Raw genomic sequence first — 13,528 nt, 5'->3', positions numbered from 1 at the left:
ATGCATGCATGCTGTTCAATTCAGCGCAAGCATTTGAGAGGGGGATACTGATGCGGTTCATTGCGCGAAGGCTGAGCCTGCGCGGGATCAAGCGCTGAGGTTGGCTTTGCGGATTGCGGGCTCGACGGAGCCGGTGGAAGACAAAAAAAATGCCCCGCCTGGCGCGGGGCATCGCTGGTGGCGAGCGGAGACTCAGGTCATCGAGTGCAGGCCGACCATGTTCCCTTCGGTGTCGTTGACCAATGCGATAAAGCCATATTCGCCGATCGAGAACTTGTCCTTGAAGATCTTGCCACCGCTGGATGCCGCCCTCGCAGCCGCGGCAGCGCAATCGTCCGTGATGAAGTAGACCAGCACGCCGTTCCCCCCAGGGACAAAGCCTTCCATCTTCACCAAGGCACCGGGCGAACCATAGGCATTCTGCTGTGCCGGGAAGGCGTACATCAGCGGGCCGCCATCGCTATGGTCGGGCGAGTGCATGTTCGTCAGTTGCGTCTGCAAGACGGTTTCATAGAACCGCCGCGCGCGGTCCATGTCCTGTACATAAATCTCAAACCAGCCAACCACGTTGTTCATGGCATTCCTTTCGAGGAAAAGATGGAACTACAGGGTGTGACAAGGGGGGAGTGTACCTCAGCCTGTGTCAGACCAAGGCCCGCATTCGTGCGCCCCCGTCGCTAGAGTGCCGCCGTCCAGTCGCCGCTCTTGCCGCCATGCTTTTCCAGCACGCGCACATTGGTCATGACCATGCCGCGGTCGGCCGCCTTGCACATGTCATAAATCGTCAGCAGGCCGACCTGCACCGCGGTCAGCGCCTCCATCTCAACCCCGGTCTTGCCCACCGTTTCCACCTGCGCCCGGCAGTGCACCGCGCTGGCCTCCTGGTCCACCTCGAAATCGACGGCGACCCGGGTGATCGGCAGCGGATGGCACAGCGGCACCAGGTCGCTGGTGCGCTTGGCGCCCATGATCGCGGCGATCCGCGCGATGCCCAGCACGTCGCCCTTTTTCGCAGTGCCGGACACGATCAGCGCCAGCGTCTCCGGTTTCATGCGGATGGTGCCGGCGGCCACCGCGGTGCGGTGCGTGTCGGCCTTGGCGCCGACGTCGACCATGTGGGCCTGGCCGGCGGCGTCGAAATGGGTGAGGGGAGCGGTCATCGATTGTGGGAAAAATAAGCCTGTGTAACAAAATATCGGCCAGCCGTTCAACGGCCGCCGATGAGGGTATGATAGCACCGTGAAATCGAAACCCGTCCCAGCGATGACGCCGCCAAAGGCCAGGTGGCCCCGCGCTCTGACTGCCGTCTGCCTGTCCATGGCAGCTGCGTTCGCCGTCGCCTCCAGCGGCGGCGCCGACGTCTACCGCAAGCCGCCCGATACCACCAACCTGCCGCGGCTGGGCGATGCCTCGCGCGAGGACCTGTCGCCGATCCTGGAGCGCAAGCTGGGCGAAGAGATCATGAACGACATCCGGCGCGACCCGGACTACCTCGACGATGATCCGACCCTCGAATACCTGAACAATTTCGGCAGCGCGCTGGTCGCCGCCGCGCCGGACGCGCGTGGCGAGGCCAACCTCAATTTCTTCTTCTTCGCCGTGCGCGACCCGATGATCAACGCCTTCGCGCTGCCGGGCGGTTTCATCGCCGTGCACTCGGCCCTGCTGATCGCGGCGCAGAACGAGTCGGAACTGGCCTCCGTGATGTCGCACGAGATCGGCCACGTCCAGCAGCGCCACATCGCGCGCCAGCTGGGCAAGCAGCGCGAGGACATGCTGCTTCCGCTGGCCTCGCTGATCCTGGCGGCGCTGGCGGCCAAGGCCAGCCCGGACGCGGCGATGGGCATCGCGCTGGGTGGACAGGGGCTGGCGATCCAGCGGCAGCTCAACTTCAGCCGCGACGCCGAGCGCGAGGCCGACCGGGTCGGCTTCCAGATCATGAACTCGGCCGGCTTCGACACGTCCGGCATGGTCGCCTTCTTCAAGCGCCTGCAGAACGCTACCCGCCTGTACCCGGACCCGCCGCCCTGGCTCAGCAGCCACCCGATGACCGAGGAGCGTATCGCCGATATCCAGGCCCGCATCCGCACGGCGCCGCACCACAAGCCGCGGCCGGACTCGCTCGACTTCCACATCATCCGTGCCCGGGCGCGCGTGCTGCAGGACGGCAGTGTGAAAGGGAACGATGACAACAAGGCCTTCTTCGAAAGCCAGCTGACGCAGCCAAACCGGCAGGAGCAGATCGCGGCGCAGTATGGCATGGCCTTCCTCGCGCTCAAGAAAGGCGACCTGGCCGGAGCGCAGAACTGGCTGGACAAGGCGCGCGGCGCGCTGAAGCCGAAGCCGGGCGTATTCTCGGCCGAAAGCGATGGCTCCGACGGCGCGCCCCTGTTTGCCGGGCTGCAGCTGGAAATCGAGCTGGCGCCCGGGCAGTCGGACGCGGTGGTGCAGCGCGCGGTGAAGGACGCGGCCATGGCTTATCAGCAGTTCCCCTTGTCGCGTGCCATTGCGCATCAAAACGCGGAGGCGCTGATCGCCGCCGGCAAGTACGAGGAAGCGGCGCGTTTCCTGCGCGACCAGATCCAGCAGTACCGCGCCGAGCCCAAGCTGTATGACACGCTGGCTCGCACCTATGCCAGGGAAGGCAAGATCGCCCTGCAGCACATGGCGCTGGCGGAGTCGTATGCGCTGAGCGGGGCGCTGCCCGCGGCCATGGACCAGCTCGGCCTGGCGCGCAAGGCGAAGGATGTCTCGTTCTACGACCAGTCGGTGATCGACGCGCGCGAGCGGGAGATCAAGGCCAAGCAGAAGGACGAGAAGGACGAGAAGAAGGACAGCAAGTTCTAGCTATAAGATGCCGTCGATCCCGCGCACGCGGGAACGACGATTGGTTGGGTTAAGGTGCGGGATTTCTAGCGAACTCGAACCGCGAAGCCACTTCTCTGCTGGCAATGCGGTCAAGTGAGACGCGCCGCTCGCCCAAGCGCAGCACCATCTTGCCGCTGCCGCCATCCAGCCACGCCATCAATGCATCGTCCGATGCCGGCTTACCCTCACACTCCAGCAAACCCAGCACCTGCGCCACGTCCCGGTCATCGACCTGCGCGACGGTCTCGCCCGCTTGCAGGACCACGGCCCCGGCTTCGGTCATGAACGCATGCTCCACCGCCCCCATCGGCTGTCCCGTATGCAACACGAACCCCGCCACCGGATCGGTGCGTGCAATGAACGGCGTGGCCTCCAGTATCACGTACACCCGCTGCGGCCCGTTCTGGAAGTACCAGCAGCCCCGTGCACCACGCTGGTAATTGCGGTTGATGAAACCCACCAGCGCCGCATTGGTCAGCTTGTCCCCGGGCCTGTTCGCGCGCTGCGCCGCCTCGTCGCGCATGCGCCAGCTGCCGCGCGCGTCGAGCGCGAGCCAGTCGTAGCAATGCGGCACATTCGGCCACTTGGCCATGGCCTGTTTGACGATCTCATCCATGTCAGCCTCCGGCAGGTCGGGCGTGCTCGAAGAAATGCAGCAGGCGGCGCGGCAGCCAGTCGATCCGCCCCGGCGGTGCGCCGACCGCGAAGCCCACGTGGCCGCCGGTCTCGGGATATTCCAGCACCACGCAGGATGCGGCCTCCTGCGGCAGGTGAATCCCCGGCATGAAGGGATCGTTGCGGGCGTTGAGCACCAGCGTTGGCACCGTGATGTCGTTCAGGATGTGCTTGGCGCTGGCGCGGTCCCAATAATCGTCGGTATCGCGAAAGCCGTGCAGCGGCGCCGTGACGATATTATCGAATTCGTAGAGATTGCGCGCCGAGAGCAGGGCGTCGCGGTCGAACAGGCCGGGGAAGTGTTCCAGCTTGGCCAGGCATTTCGGCTTCATACTGCGCAGGAACATGCGCGTGTACAGCATATTGAAGCCGGACGACAGCGACTCGCCGCCGCGCGCCAGGTCCATCGGCGCCGACACGGCGCAGGCGATGTCGACGATCTCGGCCTGGTGCTGCGATTCGCCCAGCCAGCGCAGCAGGGCATTGCCGCCGAGCGAGACGCCGGCCACGAAGAACTTGCCGCCGGCGCGGGCGCGCAGGCGGCGCAGGATCCAGTCGAGTTCGGCCGCATCGCCGGAATGGTAGAAGCGGGCCGCGCGGTTCAGTTCGCCCGAGCAGCCACGGAAATGCGGCACCGCGCCCGACCAGCCGAGCGCGGCGACGGCTGCCATCAGGGAGCGCGCATAGTGGCTGTCCGACGAGCCTTCCAGTCCGTGGAACAGCACCACGAAGGGCTGCCCAGGTGCGCCATCGACGAAATCGACGTCGATGAAGTCGCCGTCCGGCGTATCCCAGCGCTCGCGCCGGAACGCCACCTTCGGCTTGGGTGTGAAGGTGGCCGGGACGATGGTCTGCAGGTGGCCGTTCGGCAGCCAGCGCGGCGCGCGGTATCCGGGGCGGTCGTCAGCGGGGTTCATGGCGCCCCGCGACCGGCTTAGTGGTGGCCCGGTTCGACGCCCGGCGCCAGCTTGTACTGGGTGCCGCAGTACGGGCATTTGGCTTCGCCGTGGTGGTCGAAGTCGAGGAAGACGCGCGGATGCGACGACCACAGCGGCATGGCCGGGTTGGGGCAGTAGGCCGGCAGGTCCTTGGCCTGCAGTTCCACTACGGGGATCGTCTTCTCAGTCATTCTGGTTCTCCGTCAGGCAATGCGCAAAACCACGATTCTAACGGATTCGGCCCGGTTGCCGGAATGGCCGGGTACAATGTCGGGCTCAGCAGATTGCCAGTTCGTCCGTTTTTTTCCAATGAATATGTCGCGTAAAGACGCCATCGGCCTGCCCGGGCCGCCACTGTGGCGCGAGGGCCTGCGCGACGGCATGCCGCTGCTGCTCGGCCTGGCCGCGTGGGCGGTGGTGGTCGGCGTCACCATGGTCAAGAGCGGGCTCACCGCGGCCCAGGCCAGCGGCATGACCCTGCTGGTGTACGCAGGATCGGCCCAGCTCGCATCGCTGCCCCTGATCGCGCTGCACGCGCCGATGTGGCTGATCGTGCTGACCGGGCTGGTGGTCAACCTGCGCTTCGTGATCTTTTCCGCCCTGCTGGCCCCGCATTTCGCCCACCTGCACTGGCGCCGCCGGCTGCTGCTCAGCTACATCGCCGGCGACGGCACCATCGCCCTCTACCTGCAGCGCTTCCCGGCCCCCGGCATGGACCCGGGCCAGCTGTCCTACCTGAAGGGCCTGCTGTATTCGAACTGGATCATCTGGCAAGTGTTCTGCATCGCCGGTGTGCTGCTGGGCAGTGTGATCCCGGCCAGCTGGGGCCTCGATTTCGCGGGCACCGTCGCACTGCTGTGCATGACGGTGCCAATGATTACCAGCAACGCGGCCCTGTGCGGCGTGGCCGTGGCGGGCGGGGTCGCGGTGCTGGCGTTCGCGCTGCCCTACAAGCTCGGCCTGCTGCTGGCGGTCGTGGCCGGGATGCTGGTGGCGATGGCCGTGCAGGCCAACAATGACAAGCGCAAGGAGCGCCATGCCTGAGCTCGACACCTGGATCGTGATCGTGGCGCTGGCCGCCACCACCGTGCTGACCCGCAGCGGCATCGTCCTGCTCGGCCACCGCGTGATGCTGCCGCGCCGCGTGCAGGAGATGCTGCGCTTCGCCCCCGCCTGCGCCTTGGCCGCGATCGTGGTGCCGGACCTGGTCGTGAACCACGCCGGCCAGCCCGACCTGCGCCTGGCCAACCCGCGTTTGCTGGCCGCGCTGCTGGCCCTCGGCTACTACTTGCTGCGGCGCAATCTGTTGCAATCCATCGTGTTCGGGATGCTAGTGTTCACACTCCTGCGCGTGTTTCACGTTTTTGGCGCGGTGGGCTAGGTTAGAATACCAATTTTTCAAGCTGAGCAAGCCATGGACGCCGTTCTCAACTTCACCCGTTTGCAAGACCTGATCGCCCAAGGCGCACTCAAGGGCAAGCGCGTATTCATCCGTGCCGACCTGAACGTCCCCCAGGACGCCGCCGGCAATATCACCGAAGACACCCGCATCCGCGCCTCCGTGCCGGCGATCCGCGACGCGCTCGCGGCCGGCGCCGCGGTGATGGTCACCTCCCACCTGGGCCGCCCGACCGAGGGCGAGTTCAAGCCGGAGGACAGCCTGGCGCCGGTCGCCAAGCGCCTGTCCGAGCTGCTCGGCCAGGCGGTCGAGCTGAAGCAGAACTGGGTCGACGGCGTCGAGGTCGCGCCGGGCCAGGTCGTGCTGCTGGAAAACTGCCGCATCAATAAGGGCGAGAAGAAGAATTCCGACGAGCTGGCCCAGAAGATGGCCAAGCTGTGCGACATCTACGTCAACGACGCCTTCGGCACCGCGCACCGCGCCGAAGCCACCACCCACGGCATCGCCAAATACGCGCCGGTGGTGTGCGCCGGCCCGCTGCTGGCGGCCGAACTGGACGCGCTGGGCAAGGCCCTCGGCAAGCCGGCGCGTCCGCTGCTGGCCATCGTGGCCGGTTCCAAGGTCTCGACCAAGCTGTCGATCCTGCAGAGCCTGGCCGACAAGGTGGACAAGCTGATCGTCGGCGGCGGCATCGCCAACACCTTCATGAAAGCCGTCGGCCTGCCGATCGGCAAATCGCTGGCCGAGGCCGACCTGGTCGAGGATGCCAAGCGCATCATCGACCTGATGGCCGCGCGCGGCGCCCAGGTGCCGATCCCGGTGGACGTGGTGTGCGCCAAGGAGTTCTCGCCGACCGCCACCGCCACCGTCAAGGACGTGGCCGACGTTGCCGACGACGACATGATCCTCGACATCGGCCCGAAGACATCCGCCCTGCTGGCCGAACAGGTCGCCAAGGCCGGCACCATCGTCTGGAACGGCCCGGTGGGCGTGTTCGAGTTCGACCAGTTCGCCGAAGGCACCAAGACCCTGGCGCTGGCGATTGCCGCGTCCCCGGCGTTCTCGATCGCCGGCGGCGGCGACACCCTGGCCGCGATCGCAAAATACAAGATCGCCGACCAGATCGGCTATATTTCGACTGGCGGCGGCGCCTTCCTGGAGTTCCTCGAAGGGAAGACCCTGCCGGCGGTGGAAATCCTGCTGCAGCGCAGCGCCAAGTAAGTAGCTCACAGCGCAGCCCGATGGCTGCGCTTTTCCATTTCGAAGGATCCCTCATGTCTCGTGGTACCAAGATCGTCGCAACCATCGGCCCAGCTTCTTCTGACTTCGATGTGCTCGTCCGGATGATCCGGGCCGGCGTCGACGTCGTGCGCCTGAACTTCTCGCACGGCCGCGCGCAGGACCACATCGACCGCGCCAACCTGGTGCGCCGCGCCGCCGCCGAATGCGGCCGCGAAGTGGCGATCATGGCCGACATGCAGGGGCCGAAGATCCGCGTCGGCAAGTTCGAGAACAACAAGATCGAGCTGACCAACGGCGACAAGTTCATCCTCGACGCCAAGTGGGGCGACAACGGCGAGCTGGGCAACCAGGAACGCGTCGGCCTCGACTACAAGATGCTGCCGCGCGACGTGCGTCCCGGCGACACCCTGCTGCTGAACGACGGCCTGATCGTGCTGATCGTCGAGCGCATCAGCGGCAGCGAGATCCACACCGTGGTCAAGGTCGGCGGCGAGCTGTCCAACAACAAGGGCATCAACCGCATGGGCGGCGGCCTGACCGCGCCGGCCCTGACCGCCAAGGACATGGAGGACATCAAGACCGCGATGCGCTTCCAGGCCGACTACCTGGCGATCTCCTTCCCGAAGAGCGCGACCGACATGGAAATGGCGCGCCAGCTGGCCAATATCGCCGGCGAGCCCTACCACCACAAGCCGCTGATGATCGCCAAGATCGAGCGCGCCGAGGCGATCCCCGTGCTGCAGGAAATCCTGGACGCGTCGGACGGCATCATGGTCGCGCGCGGCGACCTGGCGGTGGAAGTGGGCAACGCGGCCGTGCCGGCGCTGCAGAAGCGCATGATCCAGATGGCGCGCGACTCCAACAAGCTGGCCATCACCGCGACCCAGATGATGGAGTCGATGATCGTCAACGCCGTGCCGACCCGCGCCGAAGTGTCGGACGTCGCCAACGCCGTGCTGGACGGCACCGACGCCGTGATGGCCTCGGCCGAGACCGCCGCCGGCAAGTACCCGGTCGAGACCGTTGAAATGATGTCCGCGATCTGCCTTGAAGCGGAGCGCTCGGAATACAACAAGCTCGAAGCGGACTTCCTGAACATGCAGTTCACCCGCATCGACCAATCCATTGCTTACGCGACGCTGTTCACGGCACACCACCTGAACGTGAAGGCGATCGTCGCCCTGACCGAGTCCGGCTCCACCGCATTGTGGATGAGCCGGCACCGCGTCAACACCCCGATCTTCGCGCTGACGCCGTCCCAGACGACACAGCGCAAGGCATCGTTGTATCGTAACGTGCAAGCTTTCCATTTGTTGCAGGAAGGCGGCAGCCACGCCGTGCTCGCCAAGGCCGAAGAACTCCTGACGAAGGAAGGCATGGTCAGGAAAGGCGACATGATCGTGGTCACCTGGGGCTCCCCGATGGGCCAGGCCGGCGGTACCAATGCCCTGAAAATCGTGCGGGTGGGGGAATACGAATAATCGATTTCTTATCTCTGGAGTAATACCATGGCACTCGTATCAATGCGTCAGTTGCTGGACCATGCCGCCGAAAACGGTTATGGCCTGCCGGCATTTAACGTCAATAACCTGGAGCAGGTGCAGGCCATCATGGCCGCCGCCGACGCGGTCGGCGCGCCGGTCATCATGCAGGCCTCGGCCGGCGCCCGCAAATACGCCGGCGAAGCCTTCCTGCGCCACCTGATCGAGGCGGCGGTCGAGGCATACCCGCACATCCCGGTCGTCATGCACCAGGACCACGGCCAGTCGCCGGCGGTGTGCATGACCGCGATCCGCTCCGGCTTCACCTCGGTGATGATGGACGGCTCGCTGGAAGCCGACGGCAAGAGCGTCGCCAGCTACGAGTACAACGTGGCCGTGTCGAAGGAAGTGGTCAAGTTCTCGCACTCGATCGGCGTCACCGTCGAGGCCGAACTGGGCGTGCTGGGCTCGCTCGAAACCATGAAGGGCGACAAGGAAGACGGCCACGGCGCCGAGGGCACCATGACCCGCGAGCAGCTGCTGACCGACGTCAACCAGGCCGCCGACTTCGTCGCCCAGACCCAGTGCGACGCGCTGGCGATCGCGATCGGCACCTCGCACGGCGCCTACAAGTTCACCCGCAAGCCGACCGGCGACATCCTCGCCATCGACCGCATCAAGGAAATCCACGCGCGCATCCCCAACACCCACCTGGTGATGCACGGCTCGTCGTCGGTGCCGCAAGACCTGCTGGCCATCATCCGCGAATTCGGCGGCGACATGAAGGAGACCTACGGCGTGCCGGTCGAGGAGATCCAGGAAGGCATCAAGCACGGCGTGCGCAAGGTCAATATCGACACCGACATCCGCCTGGCGATGACGGCCGCGATCCGCCAGTACATGGCGCAGAACCCGTCCAAGTTCGACCCGCGCGACTACCTCAAGCCGGCCCGCGAAGCCGCCATGAAGATCTGCAAGGAGCGCTACCTGTCCTTCGGTTGCGAGGGCATGGCCGCCAAGATCAAGGCGATTCCGCTGGACAAAATGGCTGAGCGCTACAAAGCCGGCGATCTGGCCCAGATCGTGAAGTGAAGTAAAATAGCGTTTTCCCGGATATAAATAAGCGCTTTCGCGCATATAAGTTACCGTCGTTCCCCGCCTGCGGGAACGGCGGAACCGACTTTCGGATACACCGTGACCGGCGACCTTCGCCGGTTCCGTTTTTCTAGAATCCCTTCTATGAACAGCCTCTACGAATCCACCATCAAGTCGCTGCCCCTGCTGGGCCGTGGCAAGGTCCGCGACAACTACGCCGTGGGCGACGACAAGATCCTGATCGTCACCACCGACCGCCTGTCTGCCTTCGACGTTGTGATGAACGAGCCGATCCCGGGCAAGGGCATGGTGCTCAACCAGATGACCGATTTCTGGTTCGACAAGCTCGGCCACATCGTGCCGAACCACCTGACCGGCATCGCCCCCGAGTCCGTCGTGGCCCCCGATGAAGTGGGCCAGGTCAAGGGCCGCGCCGTGGTCGCCAAGCGCCTGAAGCCGATCCTGGTGGAGGCGGTGGTGCGCGGCTACATCATCGGTTCCGGCTGGAAGGACTACCAGGACACCGGCGCCATTTGCGGCATCCAGCTGCCGGCCGGCCTGCGCCAGGCCGACAAGCTGCCCGAGCCGCTGTTCACCCCGGCCGCCAAGGCCGACCTGGGCGAGCACGACGAGAACATCAGCTTCGCCGAGATGGAACAGCGCATCGGTTCGGAACTCGCGAACAAAATGCGCGACATCAGCATCCAGCTGTACAAGACCGCGGCCGATTATGCCGCGACCAAGGGCATCATCATCGCCGACACCAAGTTCGAGTTCGGCCTGGACGACAACGGCGTGCTGCACCTGATGGACGAAGTGCTGACCGCCGACTCCTCGCGCTTCTGGCCGGCCGACTCGTACGCGCCGGGCATGTCGCCGCCGTCCTTCGACAAGCAGTTCGTGCGCGACTACCTCGAAACCCTGAAGGACTGGGGCAAGACCGCGCCCGCGCCGGCGCTGCCGCCGGAAGTGATCGAAAAGACCCGCGCCAAGTACTTCGAGGCGATCGAGCGCCTCACCGGCGACAAGCTGAAGGCATAAGATGAGCGACCAGGCCAAGCCGCTGGTCGGCGTCATCATGGGTTCCTCGTCCGACTGGGACGTCATGCAGCACGCGGTCGCCATCCTCAAGCAGTTCGGGGTGCCGCACGAGGCGCAAGTGATTTCGGCGCACCGCATGCCGGACGAGATGTTCGCGTATGCCGAAGCCGCGCGCGGACGTGGCCTGCGCGCCATAATCGCGGGCGCCGGCGGCGCCGCCCACCTGCCGGGCATGGTGGCCGCCAAGACCATCGTGCCGGTGCTGGGCGTGCCGGTGCCGTCCAGGTACCTGCGCGGCGAGGATTCGCTGCTGTCGATCGTGCAGATGCCCAAGGGCGTGCCGGTGTCGACTTTCGCCATCGGCGAGGCCGGCGCGGCCAACGCGGCGCTGACGGCGGTGGCGATGCTCGCCGCGACCGATGACGCGCTGGCCGCCAGGCTGCAGGAATTCCGCAGCCAGCAGACCGCGGCCGCCAAGGCCATGCATCTTCCGAACGTATGAGCGAAGCGTTTCTTCCCGACGCGAATCCGCCCACCTGGCTGGGCGTGATGGGCGGCGGCCAGCTGGGCCGCATGTTCGCGCAGGCCGCGCAGATGATGGGTTACCGCGTCGCCGTGCTGGAGCCGTCGCAGGACTGCCCGGCGGGCCTCGTGGCCGAGCGCCTGGTCGAATCGGCCTACACCGATGCCGCCGGCCTCGATGCACTGGCGGCGCAGTGCGTGGCTGTCACCACCGAATTCGAGAACGTGCCGGCGGAATCTTTGTCCCGCCTCGCCGAACGCGTGTTCGTCGCGCCGAACGCATCGTGCGTCTCGATCGCCCAGGACCGCATCCTCGAAAAGCGCTTCTTCGTCGAGTGCGCGCCGCATTCGGGCGTGATGCCGGCGCCGCACAAGGCGATCGCTTCTCACGCCGACATCGACGCCATCGGCGACAATCTGCTGCCGGGCATCCTGAAGACCGTCCGCATGGGCTACGACGGCAAGGGCCAGGTGCGCGTGAAGAGCCGCGAAGACGTGCGCGCGGCCTTCGACCAGATGGGCGGTGTTCCCTGCCTGCTCGAGAAGATGCTGCCGCTGGCGTACGAAGTGTCGGTGCTGACCGCGCGCGGCGCCGACGGCGTGTCGGTGGTCTATCCGATCGCCGAGAACGTTCACCGCGACGGCATCCTGTTCACCACCACGGTGCCGGGGCCGAACGTATCCGACGACTGCGCGAAGAAAGCGCAGGACGCGGCCACCGCGATGATTGCGCAGCTCGGCTACGTGGGCGTGCTGTGCATCGAATTCTTCGTGCTGAAGGACGGTTCGCTGGTGGTCAACGAGATGGCGCCGCGCCCGCACAACAGCGGCCACTACACCATCGACGCCTGCATCACCAGCCAGTTCGCGCAGCAGGTGCGCGCGATGGCGCGGCTGCCGCTGGGCGACACGCGCCAGCATTCGCCGGCCGTGATGCTCAACATCCTTGGCGACGTCTGGTATGAAGGCGAGACCGTGCGCGAGCCGGCATGGGACCAGGTGCTGGCGCTGCCCGGCGCCAACCTGCACCTGTACGGCAAGGAAGAACCGCGCCGCGGCCGCAAGATGGGCCACGTGACCTTCGTCGCCGAGACGCTGGCCGACGCGCAGGATCACTTGCAAGCCGCCTGCATCATCCTGGGCATCGCGCCGTGAGCGAGGCGCAGCAGATCGGGCAGGCCGCGCGCCTGCTCGAAGAAGGCAAGCTGGTCGCGTTCCCCACCGAGACCGTCTATGGCCTGGGCGCCGACGCCGAGAACCCGGCGGCGGTGGCCAGCATCTACGCCGCCAAGGGACGTCCGCAAGACCATCCCGTGATCGTGCACCTGGCGCCGGAAGGGCGGCTCGACTACTGGGCCGCCGACATCCCCGGGCAGGCGCGCGCGCTGGCGCAGGCGTTCTGGCCCGGGCCGCTCACCATGATCCTCAAGCGCGCACCTGGCATCCCGGACGCCGTCAGCGGCGGCCAGGACACGATCGGCCTGCGCTGCCCTTCGCACCCGGTGGCGGTGGCGTTGCTGCGCGCCTTCAAGGGCGGGCAGGGCGGCATCGCCGCGCCGTCGGCCAACAAGTTCGGACACGTGAGCCCGACGCTGGCCCAGCACGTGCGGGACGAATTCGCCGGCGGCGAGCTGGCGCTGGTGCTCGACGGCGGCGCTGCGCAAGTGGGCATCGAATCGACCATCGTCGACCTGTCGCGCCTCGCGACGCACGGGCCGGTGCTGCTGCGGCCCGGACATATCAGCGCGGACGACATCGAAGCCGTGATCGGGCAGCGGCCTGCCGCGCCGGATGCGGCCGCGCCGCGCGCATCGGGCACGCTGGAATCGCACTATGCGCCGCGCACGCCGGTGGTGCTGATGGAGCGCGCCGATTTGCCGGCGACGCTGGCACGGCTGGCTGCCGCCGGGCGCAAGGCGGCCTTGATCCACTTCTCCGGTGTTCACCCGGCACACGCCGAAATCGGCTTGTCGGCCAATCCGCACGGCTACGCGCACGACCTGTACGCCGCGCTGCGCGCGATGGATGGTGTGAGCGCGGACGTGATCCTCGTCGAAACTCCGCCGCAGGACGCCGCCTGGCTCGGCGTGAACGACCGCCTGCGCCGCGCCGCGCACGGCTCGGAGCGCGTGCTCGACACCCTTCTTCACTCCTAGTATTCCAGCACGTCGTCCCCGCGCAGGCGGGGACCCATAGAACGCGTGCTTTGTCGACAACCATGCGCCTGTGGCGATTCGTATAATGTTTCCGGATTAGCTGCCGTCACT

General features: G+C 66.3%; 15 protein-coding genes. 10 read left to right on the top strand and 5 right to left on the bottom strand.

Annotated features, from left to right (window positions below):
• Window positions 1–192: 192 nt before the first annotated feature.
• Both NX778_RS20400 and moaC read right to left on the bottom strand, forming a co-directional pair.
• A complete protein-coding gene (locus tag NX778_RS20400; RefSeq protein ID WP_258813629.1) occupies window positions 193–576 on the bottom strand; it encodes a VOC family protein in 384 nt (127 codons plus the stop codon).
• 101 nt (window positions 577–677) lie between these two features.
• The gene (gene moaC / locus NX778_RS20395; protein WP_258813628.1) at window positions 678–1,160 is read right to left on the bottom strand and encodes a cyclic pyranopterin monophosphate synthase MoaC; all 483 of its coding nucleotides are present in this window, start codon (window positions 1,158–1,160) and stop codon (window positions 678–680) included.
• 157 nt (window positions 1,161–1,317) lie between these two features.
• Between moaC and NX778_RS20390 the strand changes: the two genes are divergently transcribed.
• Window positions 1,318–2,847, top strand: a complete 1,530-nt coding sequence (locus NX778_RS20390; RefSeq protein WP_258813627.1) for a beta-barrel assembly-enhancing protease — start codon at window positions 1,318–1,320, stop codon at window positions 2,845–2,847.
• A gap of 49 nt (window positions 2,848–2,896) precedes the next feature.
• On the opposite strand, the gene NX778_RS20385 is transcribed toward NX778_RS20390, so the two are convergent.
• Genes NX778_RS20385 through NX778_RS20375 form a run of 3 tightly spaced genes read right to left on the bottom strand, consistent with a single transcriptional unit; the run spans window position 2,897 to window position 4,672 of the window.
• Complete coding sequence (locus NX778_RS20385) at window positions 2,897–3,484, bottom strand: DUF2946 family protein (RefSeq protein WP_258813626.1); 588 nt, start codon at window positions 3,482–3,484, stop codon at window positions 2,897–2,899.
• A 1-nt stretch (window position 3,485) separates the two neighbouring features.
• Window positions 3,486–4,460: a YheT family hydrolase gene (locus NX778_RS20380; protein WP_258813625.1), complete on the bottom strand. Its 975-nt coding sequence runs from the start codon at window positions 4,458–4,460 to the stop codon at window positions 3,486–3,488.
• A 17-nt stretch (window positions 4,461–4,477) separates the two neighbouring features.
• Window positions 4,478–4,672 (bottom strand): zinc-finger domain-containing protein, encoded by a 195-nt coding sequence (locus tag NX778_RS20375; protein WP_258813624.1) that lies wholly within the window; start codon window positions 4,670–4,672, stop codon window positions 4,478–4,480.
• Between the two features lie 124 nt (window positions 4,673–4,796).
• Between NX778_RS20375 and NX778_RS20370 the strand changes: the two genes are divergently transcribed.
• The 9 genes from NX778_RS20370 to NX778_RS20330 all read left to right on the top strand — a co-directional run bounded on the left by NX778_RS20370 (window position 4,797) and on the right by NX778_RS20330 (window position 13,417).
• Window positions 4,797–5,525, top strand: coding sequence for an AzlC family ABC transporter permease (locus tag NX778_RS20370; RefSeq protein WP_258813623.1), 729 nt, complete (start codon window positions 4,797–4,799; stop codon window positions 5,523–5,525).
• Entirely contained in the window at window positions 5,518–5,862 is a 345-nt protein-coding gene (locus NX778_RS20365; RefSeq protein WP_258813622.1) for an AzlD domain-containing protein, read from the top strand. Before NX778_RS20370 ends, NX778_RS20365 begins: the two co-directional genes overlap by 8 nt.
• A 33-nt stretch (window positions 5,863–5,895) precedes the next feature.
• Window positions 5,896–7,101 carry a phosphoglycerate kinase gene (locus NX778_RS20360; RefSeq protein ID WP_258813621.1) on the top strand — a complete coding sequence of 402 codons (1,206 nt, stop codon included), beginning with the start codon at window positions 5,896–5,898 and terminating at the stop codon, window positions 7,099–7,101.
• Window positions 7,102–7,154: 53 nt separating this feature from the next.
• A complete protein-coding gene (gene pyk / locus NX778_RS20355; RefSeq protein ID WP_258813620.1) occupies window positions 7,155–8,603 on the top strand; it encodes a pyruvate kinase in 1,449 nt (482 codons plus the stop codon).
• Between the two features lie 27 nt (window positions 8,604–8,630).
• Window positions 8,631–9,695, top strand: coding sequence for a class II fructose-bisphosphate aldolase (gene fba / locus NX778_RS20350; protein ID WP_258813619.1), 1,065 nt, complete (start codon window positions 8,631–8,633; stop codon window positions 9,693–9,695).
• A 147-nt stretch (window positions 9,696–9,842) separates the two neighbouring features.
• Window positions 9,843–10,739, top strand: coding sequence for a phosphoribosylaminoimidazolesuccinocarboxamide synthase (locus NX778_RS20345; RefSeq protein ID WP_258813618.1), 897 nt, complete (start codon window positions 9,843–9,845; stop codon window positions 10,737–10,739).
• Window position 10,740: 1 nt separating this feature from the next.
• Window positions 10,741–11,241 carry a 5-(carboxyamino)imidazole ribonucleotide mutase gene (purE, locus tag NX778_RS20340; RefSeq protein WP_258813617.1) on the top strand — a complete coding sequence of 167 codons (501 nt, stop codon included), beginning with the start codon at window positions 10,741–10,743 and terminating at the stop codon, window positions 11,239–11,241.
• Window positions 11,238–12,416, top strand: a complete 1,179-nt coding sequence (locus NX778_RS20335; protein WP_258813616.1) for a 5-(carboxyamino)imidazole ribonucleotide synthase — start codon at window positions 11,238–11,240, stop codon at window positions 12,414–12,416. The genes purE and NX778_RS20335 overlap by 4 nt, the downstream gene beginning before the upstream one ends.
• The gene (locus tag NX778_RS20330) at window positions 12,413–13,417 is read left to right on the top strand and encodes an L-threonylcarbamoyladenylate synthase (protein WP_258813615.1); all 1,005 of its coding nucleotides are present in this window, start codon (window positions 12,413–12,415) and stop codon (window positions 13,415–13,417) included. Before NX778_RS20335 ends, NX778_RS20330 begins: the two co-directional genes overlap by 4 nt.
• Window positions 13,418–13,528 lie beyond the last annotated feature (111 nt).

Source organism: Massilia terrae (assembly GCF_024753145.1).
Taxonomy (GTDB): domain Bacteria; phylum Pseudomonadota; class Gammaproteobacteria; order Burkholderiales; family Burkholderiaceae_D; genus Telluria; species Telluria terrae.
Note: the sequence above shows the minus strand (reverse complement) of the source record. Positions and strands in the feature narration are given on the sequence as shown.